The sequence below is a fragment of the Oceanimonas doudoroffii genome (genome assembly GCF_002242685.1).
GTDB lineage: Bacteria > Pseudomonadota > Gammaproteobacteria > Enterobacterales > Aeromonadaceae > Oceanimonas > Oceanimonas doudoroffii.
Map to the genome: position 1 here is coordinate 123,823 of NZ_NBIM01000005.1, position 13,265 is coordinate 137,087.

The 13,265-nt window shown below is 61.0% G+C and carries 15 protein-coding genes and 1 other RNA gene; 5 read left to right on the forward strand and 11 right to left on the reverse strand.

Translation table 11 applies throughout. From position 1 onward, the window contains the following. Position 1: 1 nt before the first annotated feature. The 3 genes from mraZ to rsmI form a co-directional block, all read right to left on the reverse strand. On the reverse strand, positions 2-460 hold the full coding sequence (mraZ, locus tag B6S08_RS13960) for a division/cell wall cluster transcriptional repressor MraZ (protein ID WP_094201418.1): 459 nt from the start codon (positions 458-460) through the stop codon (positions 2-4). Between the two features lie 259 nt (positions 461-719). Continuing rightward, an RNA gene (gene rnpB / locus B6S08_RS13965) (RNase P RNA component class A) lies at positions 720-1,103 on the reverse strand. A gap of 52 nt (positions 1,104-1,155) precedes the next feature. Beyond that, on the reverse strand, positions 1,156-1,995 hold the full coding sequence (gene rsmI, locus B6S08_RS13970) for a 16S rRNA (cytidine(1402)-2'-O)-methyltransferase (RefSeq protein ID WP_094201419.1): 840 nt from the start codon (positions 1,993-1,995) through the stop codon (positions 1,156-1,158). A gap of 84 nt (positions 1,996-2,079) precedes the next feature. On the opposite strand from rsmI, the gene B6S08_RS13975 reads away from it, so the two are divergent. From B6S08_RS13975 to dolP, 4 genes are read left to right on the forward strand one after another with little or no spacing between them, the layout of a single operon-like run. Then, positions 2,080-3,885, forward strand: coding sequence for a penicillin-binding protein activator (locus tag B6S08_RS13975; protein WP_240919716.1), 1,806 nt, complete (start codon positions 2,080-2,082; stop codon positions 3,883-3,885). After that, a complete protein-coding gene (locus tag B6S08_RS13980; RefSeq protein WP_094201421.1) occupies positions 3,854-4,222 on the forward strand; it encodes a YraN family protein in 369 nt (122 codons plus the stop codon). The genes B6S08_RS13975 and B6S08_RS13980 overlap by 32 nt, the downstream gene beginning before the upstream one ends. An 8-nt stretch (positions 4,223-4,230) precedes the next feature. Further along, complete coding sequence (locus B6S08_RS13985; protein WP_014291349.1) at positions 4,231-4,821, forward strand: D-sedoheptulose-7-phosphate isomerase; 591 nt, start codon at positions 4,231-4,233, stop codon at positions 4,819-4,821. A gap of 2 nt (positions 4,822-4,823) precedes the next feature. After that, positions 4,824-5,402 (forward strand): division/outer membrane stress-associated lipid-binding lipoprotein, encoded by a 579-nt coding sequence (dolP, locus tag B6S08_RS13990; protein ID WP_094201422.1) that lies wholly within the window; start codon positions 4,824-4,826, stop codon positions 5,400-5,402. Between the two features lie 47 nt (positions 5,403-5,449). Here dolP and B6S08_RS13995 read toward each other — a convergent pair whose 3' ends face one another. The 8 genes from B6S08_RS13995 to zapE all read right to left on the reverse strand — a co-directional run bounded on the left by B6S08_RS13995 (position 5,450) and on the right by zapE (position 11,652). Continuing rightward, positions 5,450-5,884 carry a ClpXP protease specificity-enhancing factor gene (locus B6S08_RS13995; RefSeq protein ID WP_206063684.1) on the reverse strand — a complete coding sequence of 145 codons (435 nt, stop codon included), beginning with the start codon at positions 5,882-5,884 and terminating at the stop codon, positions 5,450-5,452. Positions 5,885-5,895: 11 nt separating this feature from the next. Continuing rightward, entirely contained in the window at positions 5,896-6,525 is a 630-nt protein-coding gene (sspA, locus tag B6S08_RS14000) for a stringent starvation protein SspA (RefSeq protein ID WP_094201424.1), read from the reverse strand. 95 nt (positions 6,526-6,620) lie between these two features. After that, the gene (locus B6S08_RS14005; RefSeq protein WP_094201425.1) at positions 6,621-7,355 is read right to left on the reverse strand and encodes a cytochrome c1; all 735 of its coding nucleotides are present in this window, start codon (positions 7,353-7,355) and stop codon (positions 6,621-6,623) included. After that, positions 7,352-8,569 (reverse strand): cytochrome b, encoded by a 1,218-nt coding sequence (locus tag B6S08_RS14010; RefSeq protein WP_094201426.1) that lies wholly within the window; start codon positions 8,567-8,569, stop codon positions 7,352-7,354. The genes B6S08_RS14005 and B6S08_RS14010 overlap by 4 nt, the downstream gene beginning before the upstream one ends. A 4-nt stretch (positions 8,570-8,573) precedes the next feature. Further along, entirely contained in the window at positions 8,574-9,164 is a 591-nt protein-coding gene (petA, locus tag B6S08_RS14015) for a ubiquinol-cytochrome c reductase iron-sulfur subunit (protein WP_094201427.1), read from the reverse strand. 296 nt (positions 9,165-9,460) lie between these two features. Beyond that, positions 9,461-9,853 carry a 30S ribosomal protein S9 gene (gene rpsI / locus B6S08_RS14020; protein ID WP_094201428.1) on the reverse strand — a complete coding sequence of 131 codons (393 nt, stop codon included), beginning with the start codon at positions 9,851-9,853 and terminating at the stop codon, positions 9,461-9,463. A gap of 15 nt (positions 9,854-9,868) precedes the next feature. After that, the gene (rplM, locus tag B6S08_RS14025) at positions 9,869-10,297 is read right to left on the reverse strand and encodes a 50S ribosomal protein L13 (RefSeq protein ID WP_094201429.1); all 429 of its coding nucleotides are present in this window, start codon (positions 10,295-10,297) and stop codon (positions 9,869-9,871) included. 254 nt (positions 10,298-10,551) lie between these two features. After that, entirely contained in the window at positions 10,552-11,652 is a 1,101-nt protein-coding gene (gene zapE / locus B6S08_RS14030) for a cell division protein ZapE (protein ID WP_094201430.1), read from the reverse strand. A 210-nt stretch (positions 11,653-11,862) separates the two neighbouring features. Between zapE and B6S08_RS14035 the strand changes: the two genes are divergently transcribed. Then, positions 11,863-13,215, forward strand: a complete 1,353-nt coding sequence (locus B6S08_RS14035; RefSeq protein WP_094201431.1) for a Do family serine endopeptidase — start codon at positions 11,863-11,865, stop codon at positions 13,213-13,215. Positions 13,216-13,265 lie beyond the last annotated feature (50 nt).

A 13,265-nucleotide genomic window follows, 5' to 3' on the forward strand; every position in this document is an offset into this window, starting at 1 on the left:
GTTATAGCGAAAAGTCCCGCAATCGTTCTGAGGATTCCCAGCCTTCCTCGGGAAGGGCCAGCAAATCGTCATTTATTTGTTGTTGCCAGCGGTGCTCACTCCAGATTTCAAAACGGTTGAGCTGCCCCACCAGCATGATTTTTTTTTCCAGTGCCGCGTGCTGCCTGAGCGGCCCCGGCACCAGCATGCGGCCATTGCCATCCAGCTCGCATTCGGCCGCATGTCCCAGCAGCAGGCGCTGCAGGCGCCGTTCCTGGGGCTGGGTGCTCGACAGGCTGCGCAGCTTTTTCTCTACCAGCTCCCATTCTGTGAGGGGATACAGCAGCAGGCAGGGGTGGCTGATATCGATGGTACATACCAGCAGGCCGTCGCATTCATCATGCAACGGCCCTCGATATCGGGTTGGTATTGCCAGCCGCCCTTTACTGTCCAGGCTGATGGCGTGCGCACCACGCAGCATTCAGAGTCCCTGTTGATTCCTTTGTTCCACAAAAATCCACTTTTTCCCACCACACCAAGTGTAAGGAGGCAATACCGGCATTTCAAGCAAGGAAATAGTCGCTCACGACAAAGGATTCCGATGAGTCGGAAATAAAAAAACAGGTGGCTGTTTTATATGGAGATTTTTTTAAATAAACAGGGATGAAAATAAGATGACCGACACAAAAAACAGCGCCAAAAAAAGAGAAACGCAGCCGAATGGCTGCGTTCATGAAATTAGGTTGAGCTGGCCTGTAAGCCGGGTTCTGTATCGGGCAAGCCCGATTGACAATCATTCCTCTAGGCCGGCGATCGCTCGCCGGCTCCAGCAACCTACCCGCCTCCAGCGCGGGCCGCGCCTGTAGGAGGCCTATTTGGTCTTGCTCCGGGTGGAGTTTACCGTGCCACGGACTGTTGCCAGCCGCGCGGTGCGCTCTTACCGCACCCTTTCACCCTTACCTGTGCCCGAAGGCCATCGGCGGTTTGCTCTCTGCTGCACTGGTCGTGGGCTCACGCCCCCCAGGCGTTACCTGGCACCCTGCCCTGTGGAGCCCGGACTTTCCTCCCCCTCGCCCGTCTGCCCGAAGACACAACGACGAGGCAGCGATTGTCCGGCCAGCTCGGCTGCGCAGTGTACCTCAGCCCGGCCAGCGGCGCCAGCGCTATTCTGCCGGCTCAGAGCCCGGCTTCCAGGCCGTATTTGTACAGGGCATTCTTTTTCAAGCCGTGAATCTCGGCGGTCAGCGCCGCCGCCTTTTTCAGGCCCAGATCGGCACTGAGCAGGGCCAGGGTCTTCAACGCCGGCACCGGCAGGGCATCGGCCTCGGCCTTGTGCCCGGCCACCATCAGCACGATCTCGCCCCGGCAGCGGTTGGCGTCTTCCTTCAGCCAGTCCAGCATTTCGCCCGCCGGCAGGCCCTGAATAGTTTCAAAGGTCTTGGTCAGCTCCCGAGCCACCACCACTCGGCGTTCCGGGCCCATCACCGCCACCAGCGCCGCAGCGGTATCGAGCAGCCGGCGGGGAGACTCGTAAAACACCATGGTTCTGGGTTCATCCTTGAGGCTTTCCAGCTTGTCGTGGCGCGCCTTGTCCTTGGCCGGTAAAAAGCCTTCGAACACAAAGCGATCCGTGGGTAGGCCGGCCGCCGACAGGGCGGTGACCGCGGCACAGGGTCCGGGCAGCGCCACCACCGCCACCCCCGCCTCACGGCAGCGATTGACCAGGTGATAGCCCGGGTCACTGATCAGCGGCGTGCCCGCATCCGACACCAGGGCGATGCTTTTGCCCTCCTGCAACCGGCCCACCAGCTGCTCGGCCTTGTGCTGTTCATTGTGATCGTGCAGCGCCCAGGTGGGCGTGCCTATCTGATAGTGGGACAGCAGCTTGCCGGTGTGCCGGGTGTCTTCGCAGGCGATCACATCCACCTGGCGCAGGGTGTCCAGGGCGCGCTGGCTGATATCACTCAGATTACCAATGGGGGTGGGCACGATATAAAGGGCGGCGGTCTGGCTCATGGCGACTCCTGTGCAAGCAATTGTTTCACCGTCCCGGCCCGATTACACTTAGGACCAGAATGACTCAGCATGGGAAATAAGGGATTGGCAACTCAAACACAATGGGCCAGTGTAACACGACTGCTGTGCACCCTGGTGCTTTCATCCGTTCTGGCCGCCTGCGGCTCCGGCCTGCTGCAAACCGGGGTAACCCCGGAGCCGGCACCGGATCTGTTCAGCCCGCTGGACCGCCCTGCCGAACAGTACTCGGCCCAGGCCGGTGTAGCCACCGGAGCCGACGCCTTCGCCTGGCGTGTGCTGGCAGTACGCGCCTGGTTGCAGCAGGGCCAGCGTGATCAGGCTAATGCCCTGATGGCCGAGCTGGACCAGGTCGCCACCTTGTCGCAACGGCCCGTGGTGTCCATGCTGCAGGCCGCCGACGCCCTGGTGGGCCAGGATCCCGGACGTACCCTGCAACTGCTGCAGGGGCTCGACCGGACTCGGCTGACCACCAGCGGGCAAAACTACTATTGGCTGCTCAAGGCCAATGCCCACGAGGATCTGCAGCAGACGGTGGCGGCGGCCTCGGCACTGATCGCCCGTCATGCCGGCCTGGCCGCCACCGAGCAGGATGGCAACCGGGAACGTATTCACCGATTGCTGGCCACCCTGTCGCCGCCCGAGCTGCGCCGTGCCCAAGGGGACGATCAGTCCGCCGACGCCAATGGCTGGTTCCGGCTGATGAGCATTCTGAACGCCGCCGATCTGCCCGCGGCCCAGCGCGACTGGCAGCTGGCCTCATGGAGCAGCAGCTATCCCGAGCACCCCGCCCGTCATTACCTGCCCGGCACCCTGACCACGGCCCCGGCGGCGGACTACCGCCCAAGCCACATCGCCGTGCTGCTGCCCCTGTCCGGGCGGCTGGCGGAGCAGGGCGAGGCGGTGCGCAACGGCGTGCTGGCAGCCCATCAGGGCCAGTCTTCCCGGCTCAGCTTCTTTGACAGCGCCGGCAATGACATGGCCGCCCTGCACCGGCAGGTGCTGGCATCGGGCGCCGACTTCATCATCGGTCCGCTGCTGAAAGACAATGTGGACGCATTGCTGCGTCAGGATCCGGCCATGCCGGTACTGGCACTGAACCAGCCCGCCTACCAGCCCGGCCTGGCCCACCTTTACTATTTCTCCCTATCTCCCGACGCCGAGGCCGCCGATGCCGCCCGGCAGATGTGGGACAACGGCCACCGGCAGCCCCTGGTGTTCGCCCCGGCCAACGAACTGGGTCGCCGAGTGGCGGCGGAGTTCGATCGCCAGTGGCAGGCCCTGAGCGGTCGCGCCGCCATTCTCGGTTACTTCAGCAATCAGGCCGGCATAGAGGGTGACGTTCGCCGGGCCCTGAGCCGCCGCCCGGCGACGGCCGGCCAGGTGTTGCCGGTCAACGGTGAGCCCGGCCTGGTGCCCGAAGCCAGGCCGATAGACGCGGTGTTCATGGTGACCAACGCCGCCGAAACCCGGTTTATTCTGCCCTACTTCGACTTTGTGCGGGACAGTCGGGCCGCCCGCCTGCCCACCTATGTGATATCCCGCAGCTACCTGCCCCCGGGCGAGGCCCCCATGGGCGAACTGGCCGGGCTGCGGCTGGCTGACATGCCCTGGCTGTTTGACGGCGCCCCCCAGCTGAAGGAGGAAGTGCTGAGCCTGTGGCCCAACGCCAGCACCGCCTGGCTGCGGCTGTTCGCCCTCGGCTATGACGCCCTTACCCTAGTGCCGCAACTGCCGGCCCTGCGCCAGGGAAGCCCGGCGGTGCCGGCACTGACCGGTGCCCTGACGATCTCTCCCGAGGGCGTGGTGCAGCGCCGGCTGCAATGGATGGAATACAGCAATGGCGACTGGATTCCCCCCGGGCAACAATAAGCGTGCCCATGGCGCCTTCCATGAGCGCCGGGCCGAAGACTACCTGCGCACTCAGGGGCTGCAGCCGGTGGCCCGTAACTACCAGTGCAAACTGGGCGAAATCGATCTCATCATGCGCCAGGGGGACACCCTGGTGTTTGTGGAGGTCCGCTACCGCCAAAGCCGGCAATTTGGCGGCGCCGCGGTGTCGGTGACCGGCGCCAAGCAACAACGGCTGCGCCGCGCCGCGCTCAGCTATCTGCACATGAAGGGGCTGAACGAAGCACACCAGCCCTGTCGTTTCGATCTGGTCGCCTGCGACGGCGACCAGATCAACTGGATACCCAACGCCTTTTGAGGAGCCTCATGCAGGAAGAAATCAAAGCCAGCTTTACCGAAAGCATTCAGACCAAGATCGCCGCCGCCGAGGCCTTGCCCGACGACATTCTGGCCGCCGCCCAGATGATGGTGATGTGCCTGCTCAACGGCAACAAGCTGCTGGTATGCGGTAACGGCGGCTCCAATGCCCTGGCCCAGTTGTTCGTCAGCGAACTGATCAACCGTTACGAAACCGAGCGCCCGGCACTGCCGGCCATGTGCCTGACCCTGGACACCAGCAGCATCAGCGCCATTGCCGTGGATCACCATTTTGACGACGCCTACGCCCGTCAGATACGGGCCCTGGGCCAGGCCGGCGATGTGCTGGTGGTGATCTCCACCAGCGGCCACAGCCGAAATCTGATCAAGGCCGCCGAAGCGGCGCTGAGCCGGGACATGACCATAGTGGCCCTGAGTGGCGGCGACGGCGGCGAGCTGGCCGGCCTGCTCGGCCCCAACGACGTGGAAATTCGCGTGCCGGCACTGCGTGCGCCACGTATTCACGAGGTGAACCTGCTCACCCTGCATTGCCTGTGCGATCTGATTGACCGCACCCTGTTTCCCAGCCAGGAGGACTGACCATGAACAAGACAGCGGCCGTGCTGCTGACCTCTCTCGCCCTGCTGCAGGGCTGTGCCGGCCTGGTGGCCGCCGGCGGCGCCACCGGCGCCAACGTGATCACCGATAGGCGCACCCTGGGCACCCAGCTCAGCGATCAGACCATTGAAATGCGCGCCCTGCACCGGCTAGGCGAGGAAAAGCCGATGTGGAACGAAAGCCGCTTTGCCGTGATCACCACCAATGGCAAGACGCTGTTGATCGGCCAGGCTCCCACCGAGGCCTACCGGGCCCGGGCCGAGGAGATAGTCCGGGGCGTGCCCGGGGTCACCGAGGTGTTCAACGAGGTACGTATCGGCCAGCCCCTCACCCTGACCCAGCAGAGCAAGGACACCTGGCTGACCTCCAAGGTCAAAAGCACCCTGCTGGCGGAGAAAAACATCGACGGCTCCAAGCTCAAGGTGGTGAGCGAAAACGGCGAGGTGTTCCTGATCGGCCTGGTCACCCAGAAGGAAGGGGACATCGCCGTGCAGATGACCCGCAGTATTGCCGGCGTGCGCCAGGTGATGACCATGTTTGAATTCGTGCAAGCCGCTCCCTGAGCCAGGGCACGGTAATAAAAAACGCAGCCATTTGGCTGCGTTTTTTATTACTTGATGACCTTGAGGTTGGGCCTGCCCTTGCGCGGCGGCTGAGTGCCGTCCATTTCCGGCGGCGTGGCCGCCTCCGGCTCGGGCACCTCGTCGCTGGCGGCTTCCAGCCAGGCCTCGTAGGCGGGCTCCGGCGGAAAGAAGGTACCGGCACCGTTTTCACGGGCCTGAATGGCCACCACTGCCGCCATGGGAATGTAAACCTGCAGCGGCTGACCGCCAAAGCGGGCATTGAAGCTGACCGCTTCGTTGTCCATGTGCAGGCCCACCACGGCGCTGGGCGAAATATTCAATACGATCTGGCCGTCATTCACATATTGCCGCGGCACCTCGGTATGAGGCACTTCGGCATTCACCAGCAAATGCGGTGTCAGCTCGTTGTCCAGCAGCCAGTCGTAAAAGGCCCGCAGCACATAAGGACGGCTGGGGGTCATCTGCTCCATATTCACACCTTGCCACCGATATCGCGTTCGGCTTCGGTCAGTGAGGCCTGAAAGGAGTCGCGCTCAAACAGCCGCATCATGTAGGTCTTGAGATCCTTGGCACCACGGCCGGACAGCTCAATGCCCAGGGACGGCAGCCGCCACAGCAGGGGTGCCATATAGCAGTCGACCAGGCTGAACTCTTCGCTCATGAAGAAAGGATACTCGGCAAACACCGGGGCAATGGACAGCAGCGCCTCACGCAGCTCCTTACGGGCGTCGTCGGCCTTGTCGCCGCGCTGAATGCGCTCCACCAGTGAATACCAGTCCCGATCGATGCGGTGCATCATCAGTCGGCTGTTGCCCCGGGCCACCGGATAGACCGGCATCAGCGGCGGATGGGGAAAACGCTCGTCCAGGTATTCCATGATGATGCGCGACTCGTAAAGCGCCAGCTCCCGATCGACCAGGGTCGGCACGGTGCCGTAGGGGTTCAGCTCCAGCATGTCCTCGGGGAGGTTGTCAGGTTCAACCTGACTGATCTCCACACTGACGCCCTTTTCTGCCAGCACAATGCGCACCTGGTGGCTGTAGATGTCATCGGCGCCCGAAAACAGCGTCATGATGGAACGTTTGTTGGCCGCAACTGCCATTGAATCCTCCGCAAATCATAAATGGGAACGGCAACGGTAGCCTGTCAGCTCCATTGCCGCTCCCTGTTCAGCTTAGACGATGTCTAATGTCTCAATCAGTGCACGTCACGCCAGTATTCCTTCTTCAGCATATAGGCGATGACGAAGAAGATGGCCAGGAAGCCCAGCACCCAGTAGCCGAGGCGCTGACGCTCCAGCTTAACCGGCTCACCGGAGTACACCAGGAAGTTGACGATGTCGAGCACGGCCTGATCATACTCGGCGGTGGTCAGCTCGCCGTTGCCCTCGGTCTCGATGCCCACCGGGGTCACTACCTGCTGACCGTCCACGGTACGGGTTTCGGTCTTCAGGGTAGCGGTGCCCTGCAGCGGCTCCAGTACGTGGGGCATGCCCACGGACGGGAACACCAGGTTGTTCACGCCAAACGGACGGCTGTCGTCCTTGTAAAAGGAACGCAGGTAGGTGTACAGCCAGTCGGCGCCACGTACCCGGGCCACCAGGGTCAGATCCGGCGGCGCGGCGCCAAACCAGTTGGCGGCGTCGGCTTCAGGAATGGCATTTTCCATCAGATCACCGATGGCCACACCGGTGAAGTTCAGGTTGGCCTGCATCACGTCTTCCGGAATGCCCAGATCCTCGGCCACACGGTTGTACCGCTGATACTGAGTGCTGTGACAACCGGAACAGTAGTTCATGAACAACTTGGCGCCGTTTTGCAGCGAGGCCTTGTCGGCCAGGTCGTAGTCCGCCTCGTCGAGGTGAACGTTGCTGCCAGCGGCAAAGGTCAGGGCCGGCAACAGCGCAAACAATGCAACAACTATCCTTTTCATTTGAACGTTACCCTCTCTGGCAGCGGCTTGGTTTTTTCGTTTTTGCTGTAGAAGAACAACAGCACGAAGAAGGCGAAATAGCCGAAGGAAGTCACCTGGGCCAGCAGCGTCAGTACCGGCGTGGACGGCAGCGCGCCCAGAATACCCAGAATGATAAAGCAGATCACAAACTGAATGATGTTCAGCAGGTGCAGCTTGCTGCGGTAGCGGAAGGAACGCACCTTGCAGCGATCCAGCCAGGGCAACACGAACAGCACGGCAATGGACAGGCCCATCAGAATAACGCCCATCAGCTTGTCGGGTACCGCCCGCAGAATCGCGTAGAACGGAGTGAAGTACCATACCGGCGCAATGTGCTCGGGCGTCTTCAGGCCGTTGGCCGCTTCAAAGTTCGGCGCTTCCAGGAAGTAGCCGCCGCCTTCGGGCATAAAGAAGATCACAAAGGCAAAGAAGAACAGGAATCCGGCCACACCCACGATGTCTTTCACGGTGTAGTAGGGGTGGAAGGGAATGGCGTCTTTCGGCCAGCCGTTCTCGTCCTTGTTTTTCTTGATGTCGATACCGTCGGGGTTGTTGGAACCCACTTCGTGCAGGGCCACGATGTGCAGGAACACCAGGATCACCAGCACCAGCGGCAGGGCGATCACGTGCAGCGCGAAGAAGCGGGTCAGGGTGGCCCCGGAGATAACATAGTCACCCCGAATCCACAGGGTCAGATCATCGCCGATCACCGGAATGGCCCCGAACAGCGAGATAATCACCTGGGCACCCCAGAACGACATCTGGCCCCAGGGCAGCAGGTAGCCCATAAAGGCTTCCGCCATCAGCACCAGGAAGATCAGCATGCCGAACAGCCACAGCAGTTCACGGGGCTTCTGGTAGGAGCCGTAGATCAGGCCACGGAACATGTGCAGGTAGACCACCACGAAGAAGGCGGAGGCACCGGTACTGTGCATGTAGCGCAGCAGCCAGCCGTATTCCACGTCCCGCATGATGTATTCGATGGAGGCAAAGGCGCCTTCACCGGACGGATTGTAGTTCATGGTCAGCCAGATACCGGTCAGGATCTGGTTCACCAGTACCAGCATGGCCAGGGAGCCAAAGAAGTACCAGAAGTTAAAGTTCTTGGGCGCGGGATACTGACCTACATGCTTGTTGTAGGTCGCCGTCATCGGAATGCGCTCGTCGATCCAGCTTACGAGTTTACCCAGCATGGTGTTAGGCTCCTTCCTTGTCTTCACCCACCAGTATGGTGGCGTCGTTGACATAGTAATAAGGGGGAATGACCAAGTTCAGCGGAGCGGGAACCCCCTGGAACACGCGGCCGGCCATATCGAACTTGGAGCCGTGACAGGGGCAGAAAAAGCCGGAGCTCACACCCTGTACCTGCTCACCGAAGCTATCGGGCAGGTAGGTGGGCGAGCAACCCAGGTGGGTACACAGGCCCACGGCCACAAACACCTCGGGCTTGATGGAGCGGTAGCTGTTCTGGGCATAACCGGGCTGTTGCGGTTGCTCAGATGCAGGATCCCGCAACTGGTTGTCATGCTTGGGCAGGCCATCCAGAATTTCCTGACTGCGGCGCACAACCCATACCGGTTTGCCACGCCATTCCACCCGAATCAACTGACCGGGTTCCATTTTACTGATGTCGACTTCTACCGGAGCACCGGCGGCCTTGGCCTTGGCGCTCGGGTTCCACGATGCGATAAAGGGCACAGCGGCGAAAGCGGCTCCGGCCCCGCCCACAACAGCGGTTGACCAGGTCAGAAACCTGCGGCGACCGGTATCAACTGGCGCATTGCTCATCCAAAAACTCTCCCATTTGGTCTCCGCGCATTTATTTTTCGTTCCATGCATTGATACTGCGGTGTGACAATCGCGGCGGATATCATGGTTTCAATTGCCACAAAAAAACCCGGAAATTCTAATGAAAAGCGGTGTCTTTTACAAGGACACCCGAAGTGCCGCAGCTCGCATATATGGCGGCAGAATTTGTTCCAAATCAACAAATAACCAACAAGTCATTAATCCGTGAACGGCGGCTTTTCATAATAAAAAAGCCCGGGAAACCCGGGCTTTGAAATACAAGACTGCTGTCCCAATTAACGCTTGGAGAACTGGGGACGCTTACGCGCCTTGTGCAGACCAACTTTCTTACGCTCAACGCGACGGGCGTCACGAGTCACGAAGCCGGCCTTGCGCAGGGAACCGCGCAGGGTCTCGTCATACTGCATCAGTGCACGGGTGATACCGTGACGGATGGCGCCGGCCTGACCGGAGATGCCACCACCGGATACGGTGATGTACAGGTCCAGCTTTTCGCTCAGCTCGGTCAGTTCCAGCGGCTGACGTACCACCATGCGGGCGGTTTCACGACCGAAGTACTGATCCAGTGAACGCTGGTTGATAACGATGTTACCGCTGCCCGCCTTTACGAATACGCGCGCAGTGGAGCTTTTGCGACGGCCGGTACCGTAGTATTGAGTTTCTGCCATTTGCCTAATCCCGCCTTAGATGTCAAGTACTTGAGGTTGTTGCGCAGCATGGTTGTGCTGGCTGCCCGCATAGACTTTCATCTTGCGGTACATGGCACGACCCAGGGGGCCGCGGGGCAGCATGCCGCGTACGGCAGACTCGATTACCATCTCGGGCTTGCGGTCGATCAGCTTTTCGAAGCTGATGGACTTGATGCCACCCGGGAAGCCGGAGTGAGAGTAGTAAATCTTGTCAGACGCTTTCTTACCGGTAACCTGTACCTTCTCGGCATTGATAACGATGATGTAGTCACCGCAGTCAACGTGAGGAGTGAATTCCGGCTTGTGCTTACCGCGCAGGCGGCGGGCGATCTCGGTGGCCAGACGACCCAGAGTTTTGCCCTCTGCATCAACAACATACCAGTCACGCTTGACGGTTTCTGGCTTAGCAACAAAAGTTTTCATGGATGAACCCAAATTACTGAAAATGAATCCTACACTTGCGCACATGCGCAAAACACGACCAGACCCCCTACCCCTTCGAGTAGCTGTCTGCTTACTGTGATGCCACCTTATCGGCGGCTGTGTAACGTGGGCCGGGCGATTATAGGTAAAGTTGCCTTAAAAATCACCTGCTAATTTCAATGCCCGTTGAAACCGGCCGGCTCGCCCGCCCTTTCCTCACGACCATGCCTCGGATCGGAGGGCGCATATTGTGACTAAGGAAGGTGCTCTCTGGCAAGATATTCATGGGACTGCATTTCGGTCAGCCGCGAGAGGCAGCGCCGAAACTCGAAATTGAGCCGTCCTTCCCCATACAGGTCGGTCATGGGCACCGCCGCCGAGATGATCAGTTTAACGTGGCGCTCGTAGAACTCGTCCACCATGGCGATAAAACGGCGGGCGGCATCATCGGTATTGCCGTCCATGGGCTGCACCTCCGCCAGCAATACCGTGTGGTAGCAGCGGGCCAGCTCAATGTAGTCAAGCTGGGAGCGGGCCGTTCGGCACAATGCATCAAAACCGATATACAGCACGCCGTCACCCTCGGCGATGGTACTCAATCGACGGTGGTTGACTTCGATGTCGGCACCCCAGCGACCGGGCTCGTTGCACAAGCGGGCAAAATACTGTTCCAGGTTGGCACTGGCCTGGGCATCGAGGGGATGATGGTAAATCTCCGCCTGCTGCAGGGTGCGCAACCGGTAATCGGTGCCCGAGTCCACATTCACGATGTCACAGTTGGCCTTGATCAGGGCAATGGCGGGCAGAAAACGGGCCCGCTGCAGGCCGTTGCGGTACAGCTGGTCGGGAGGAATATTGGAGGTGGCCACCAGGATCACGCCATGACCGAACAGGTATTCAAACAGGGTGCCGAGGATCATGGCATCGGTAATATCGGACACGAAAAACTCGTCAAAACAGATTACGCGGGCATCCCGTGCCAGTCGCTCGGCCACTATTTTGAGCGGGTCGGCCTGGCCCTTCAGGCTTTGCAGCTCGTCGTGCACCCGCACCATAAAACGATGAAAATGCACCCTGAGCTTGCGTTCAAAGGGCAGGCAGTCGTAAAACGTATCCACCAGGTAGGTTTTGCCCCGACCCACGCCGCCCCAGAAATAAAGGCCGCGAATGGTTGCCGCCGGCGCCTCGACGCGGCCGGTGAGCCGCTGCCACAGGCTGGGACGGGGCGTGGCCGCCGGCGGGGCCGTAAGTTCATCGTAAAGACGCTGCAAATGGGACACCGCCTCGGCCTGGGCCGGGTCGTGCACAAAGTCGGGGCGGGTCAGATCCGCCTGGTATTTGCTGCTGGGGGTCATGACAGTTTCTGAGTGAACGCGAAGGCCACCAGTGTATGGCCGGGGCCGGATCCGGGCAAGGTGTGGGCGGCAGCGGCTTGATCTTCCACACAAAAAGCACAATTAATGAAAACAGCGCCGTTTGACACGCCGGTACGGAACTCCGCTCACGGCGATCAGTCTGAACAAGCAATTTGCGGCATTTGTCGTTTTACACTGAGGAGCATATGCATGAAAGGTCGACTCCCCCTGCTTTCCGCCCTGGCCCTGAGCCTTGGCCTGGCCACCCTGCCCGCCGCCCAGGCCGCCCTGCCCTTTGGCGCCGGCAGCGAGATCAACAGCCTGGCCCCCGTGGTGGAAAAGGTCAGCCCGGGCGTGGTCAATATCTCGGTATCCGGCAGCAAGGTCAGCCGCCAGGTGCTGCCCGAGCCGTTCCGCTTTTTCTTTGGTCCCAACATGCCCGGCGAGCAGGTGCGTGAACGGCCCTTTCAGGCCCTGGGCTCCGGAGTCATCATCGACGCCGACAAGGGCCATGTGATCACCAACAACCACGTCATCGAGGACGCCGACAAGATCCTGATCACCCTGATCGACGGCCAGGAATACGAGGCCGAATTGATCGGCTCCGACAAGGAATCCGACATCGCCCTGCTCAAGGTGGACGCCGACAACCTGGTGGAAATCGGTTTTGCCGACTCCGACAAGCTGCGCGTGGGGGATTTCGCCATTGCCATCGGCAACCCCTTTGGCCTGGGCCAGACCGTGACCACAGGCGTAATCAGTGCACTGGGGCGCACCGGCCTGAACGTGGAAAACCTGGAAAACTTCATTCAGACCGACGCCGCCATCAACTCCGGCAACTCCGGTGGCGCCCTGCTCGATCTGGAAGGCAACCTGGTGGGCATCAACACCGCCATTCTCGGCCCGGGCGGCGGCAACATCGGCATTGGCTTTGCCATTCCCGCCAACATGGTGAAAAACCTGGCGGATCAGATCCTGGAATACGGCGAAGTACGCCGGGGCGTGCTGGGCGTCATGGGCGGCGAGCTCACCTCCGAACTGGCGCGCACCTTTGGCTACCGCAGCCAGCATGGCGCCTTTGTCAGCCAGGTGCTGGAAGACTCCGCCGCCGCCGAGGCCGGACTCAAGGCCGGGGACATCATCATCAGCCTGGACGGCAAGCCCATTCGCTCCTTTGGCGAATTACGTGCCAAGGTCGCCACCATGGGCGCCGACCGTACCGTGGAGCTGGGACTGTTTCGGGATGGCCGGGAAAAAACCGTCAAGGTCACCCTGGACCACGCCAGCGAGCAGCAGGTGGCGGCCAACACCCTGCATCAGGCCCTGGAGGGCGCGTCTCTGGCCAACAACGATGGCGGCGTGCGCGGTGTCCGGGTGACCGAGGTGGCGCCCCGCTCCCCCGCCGCCCTGTCCGGGCTGGAGGAAGGTGACGTCATTATCGGCGTCAACCGCAAGCGGGTGAAGGAGCTGGGTGAACTGCGCCAGATTATTGAAGCCAAACCGGAAGTGCTGGCGCTCAACATTCAGCGCGGCAACTCCTCCATCTACCTAGTGCTGAGATAACCCCCTGACACCAAAGGGAGTCTGCCGCCGGCAGACTCCCATCCCCGGCC

Coding starts and splice junctions, on each gene's coding strand:
- mraZ (WP_094201418.1), bottom strand. CDS start 460: ATGCTGCGTGGTGCGCACGCCATCAGCCTGGACAGTAAAGGGCGGCTG.
- rpsI (WP_094201428.1), bottom strand. CDS start 9,853: ATGGCAGAAACTCAATACTACGGTACCGGCCGTCGCAAAAGCTCCACT.
- rplM (WP_094201429.1), bottom strand. CDS start 10,297: ATGAAAACTTTTGTTGCTAAGCCAGAAACCGTCAAGCGTGACTGGTAT.
- B6S08_RS13980 (WP_094201421.1), top strand. CDS start 3,854: ATGGCGACTGGATTCCCCCCGGGCAACAATAAGCGTGCCCATGGCGCC.
- B6S08_RS14005 (WP_094201425.1), bottom strand. CDS start 7,355: ATGAAAAGGATAGTTGTTGCATTGTTTGCGCTGTTGCCGGCCCTGACC.
- sspA (WP_094201424.1), bottom strand. CDS start 6,525: ATGGCAGTTGCGGCCAACAAACGTTCCATCATGACGCTGTTTTCGGGC.
- B6S08_RS13985 (WP_014291349.1), top strand. CDS start 4,231: ATGCAGGAAGAAATCAAAGCCAGCTTTACCGAAAGCATTCAGACCAAG.
- dolP (WP_094201422.1), top strand. CDS start 4,824: ATGAACAAGACAGCGGCCGTGCTGCTGACCTCTCTCGCCCTGCTGCAG.
- petA (WP_094201427.1), bottom strand. CDS start 9,164: ATGAGCAATGCGCCAGTTGATACCGGTCGCCGCAGGTTTCTGACCTGG.
- B6S08_RS14010 (WP_094201426.1), bottom strand. CDS start 8,569: ATGCTGGGTAAACTCGTAAGCTGGATCGACGAGCGCATTCCGATGACG.
- B6S08_RS14035 (WP_094201431.1), top strand. CDS start 11,863: ATGAAAGGTCGACTCCCCCTGCTTTCCGCCCTGGCCCTGAGCCTTGGC.
- zapE (WP_094201430.1), bottom strand. CDS start 11,652: ATGACCCCCAGCAGCAAATACCAGGCGGATCTGACCCGCCCCGACTTT.
- B6S08_RS13995 (WP_206063684.1), bottom strand. CDS start 5,884: ATGACCCCCAGCCGTCCTTATGTGCTGCGGGCCTTTTACGACTGGCTG.
- rsmI (WP_094201419.1), bottom strand. CDS start 1,995: ATGAGCCAGACCGCCGCCCTTTATATCGTGCCCACCCCCATTGGTAAT.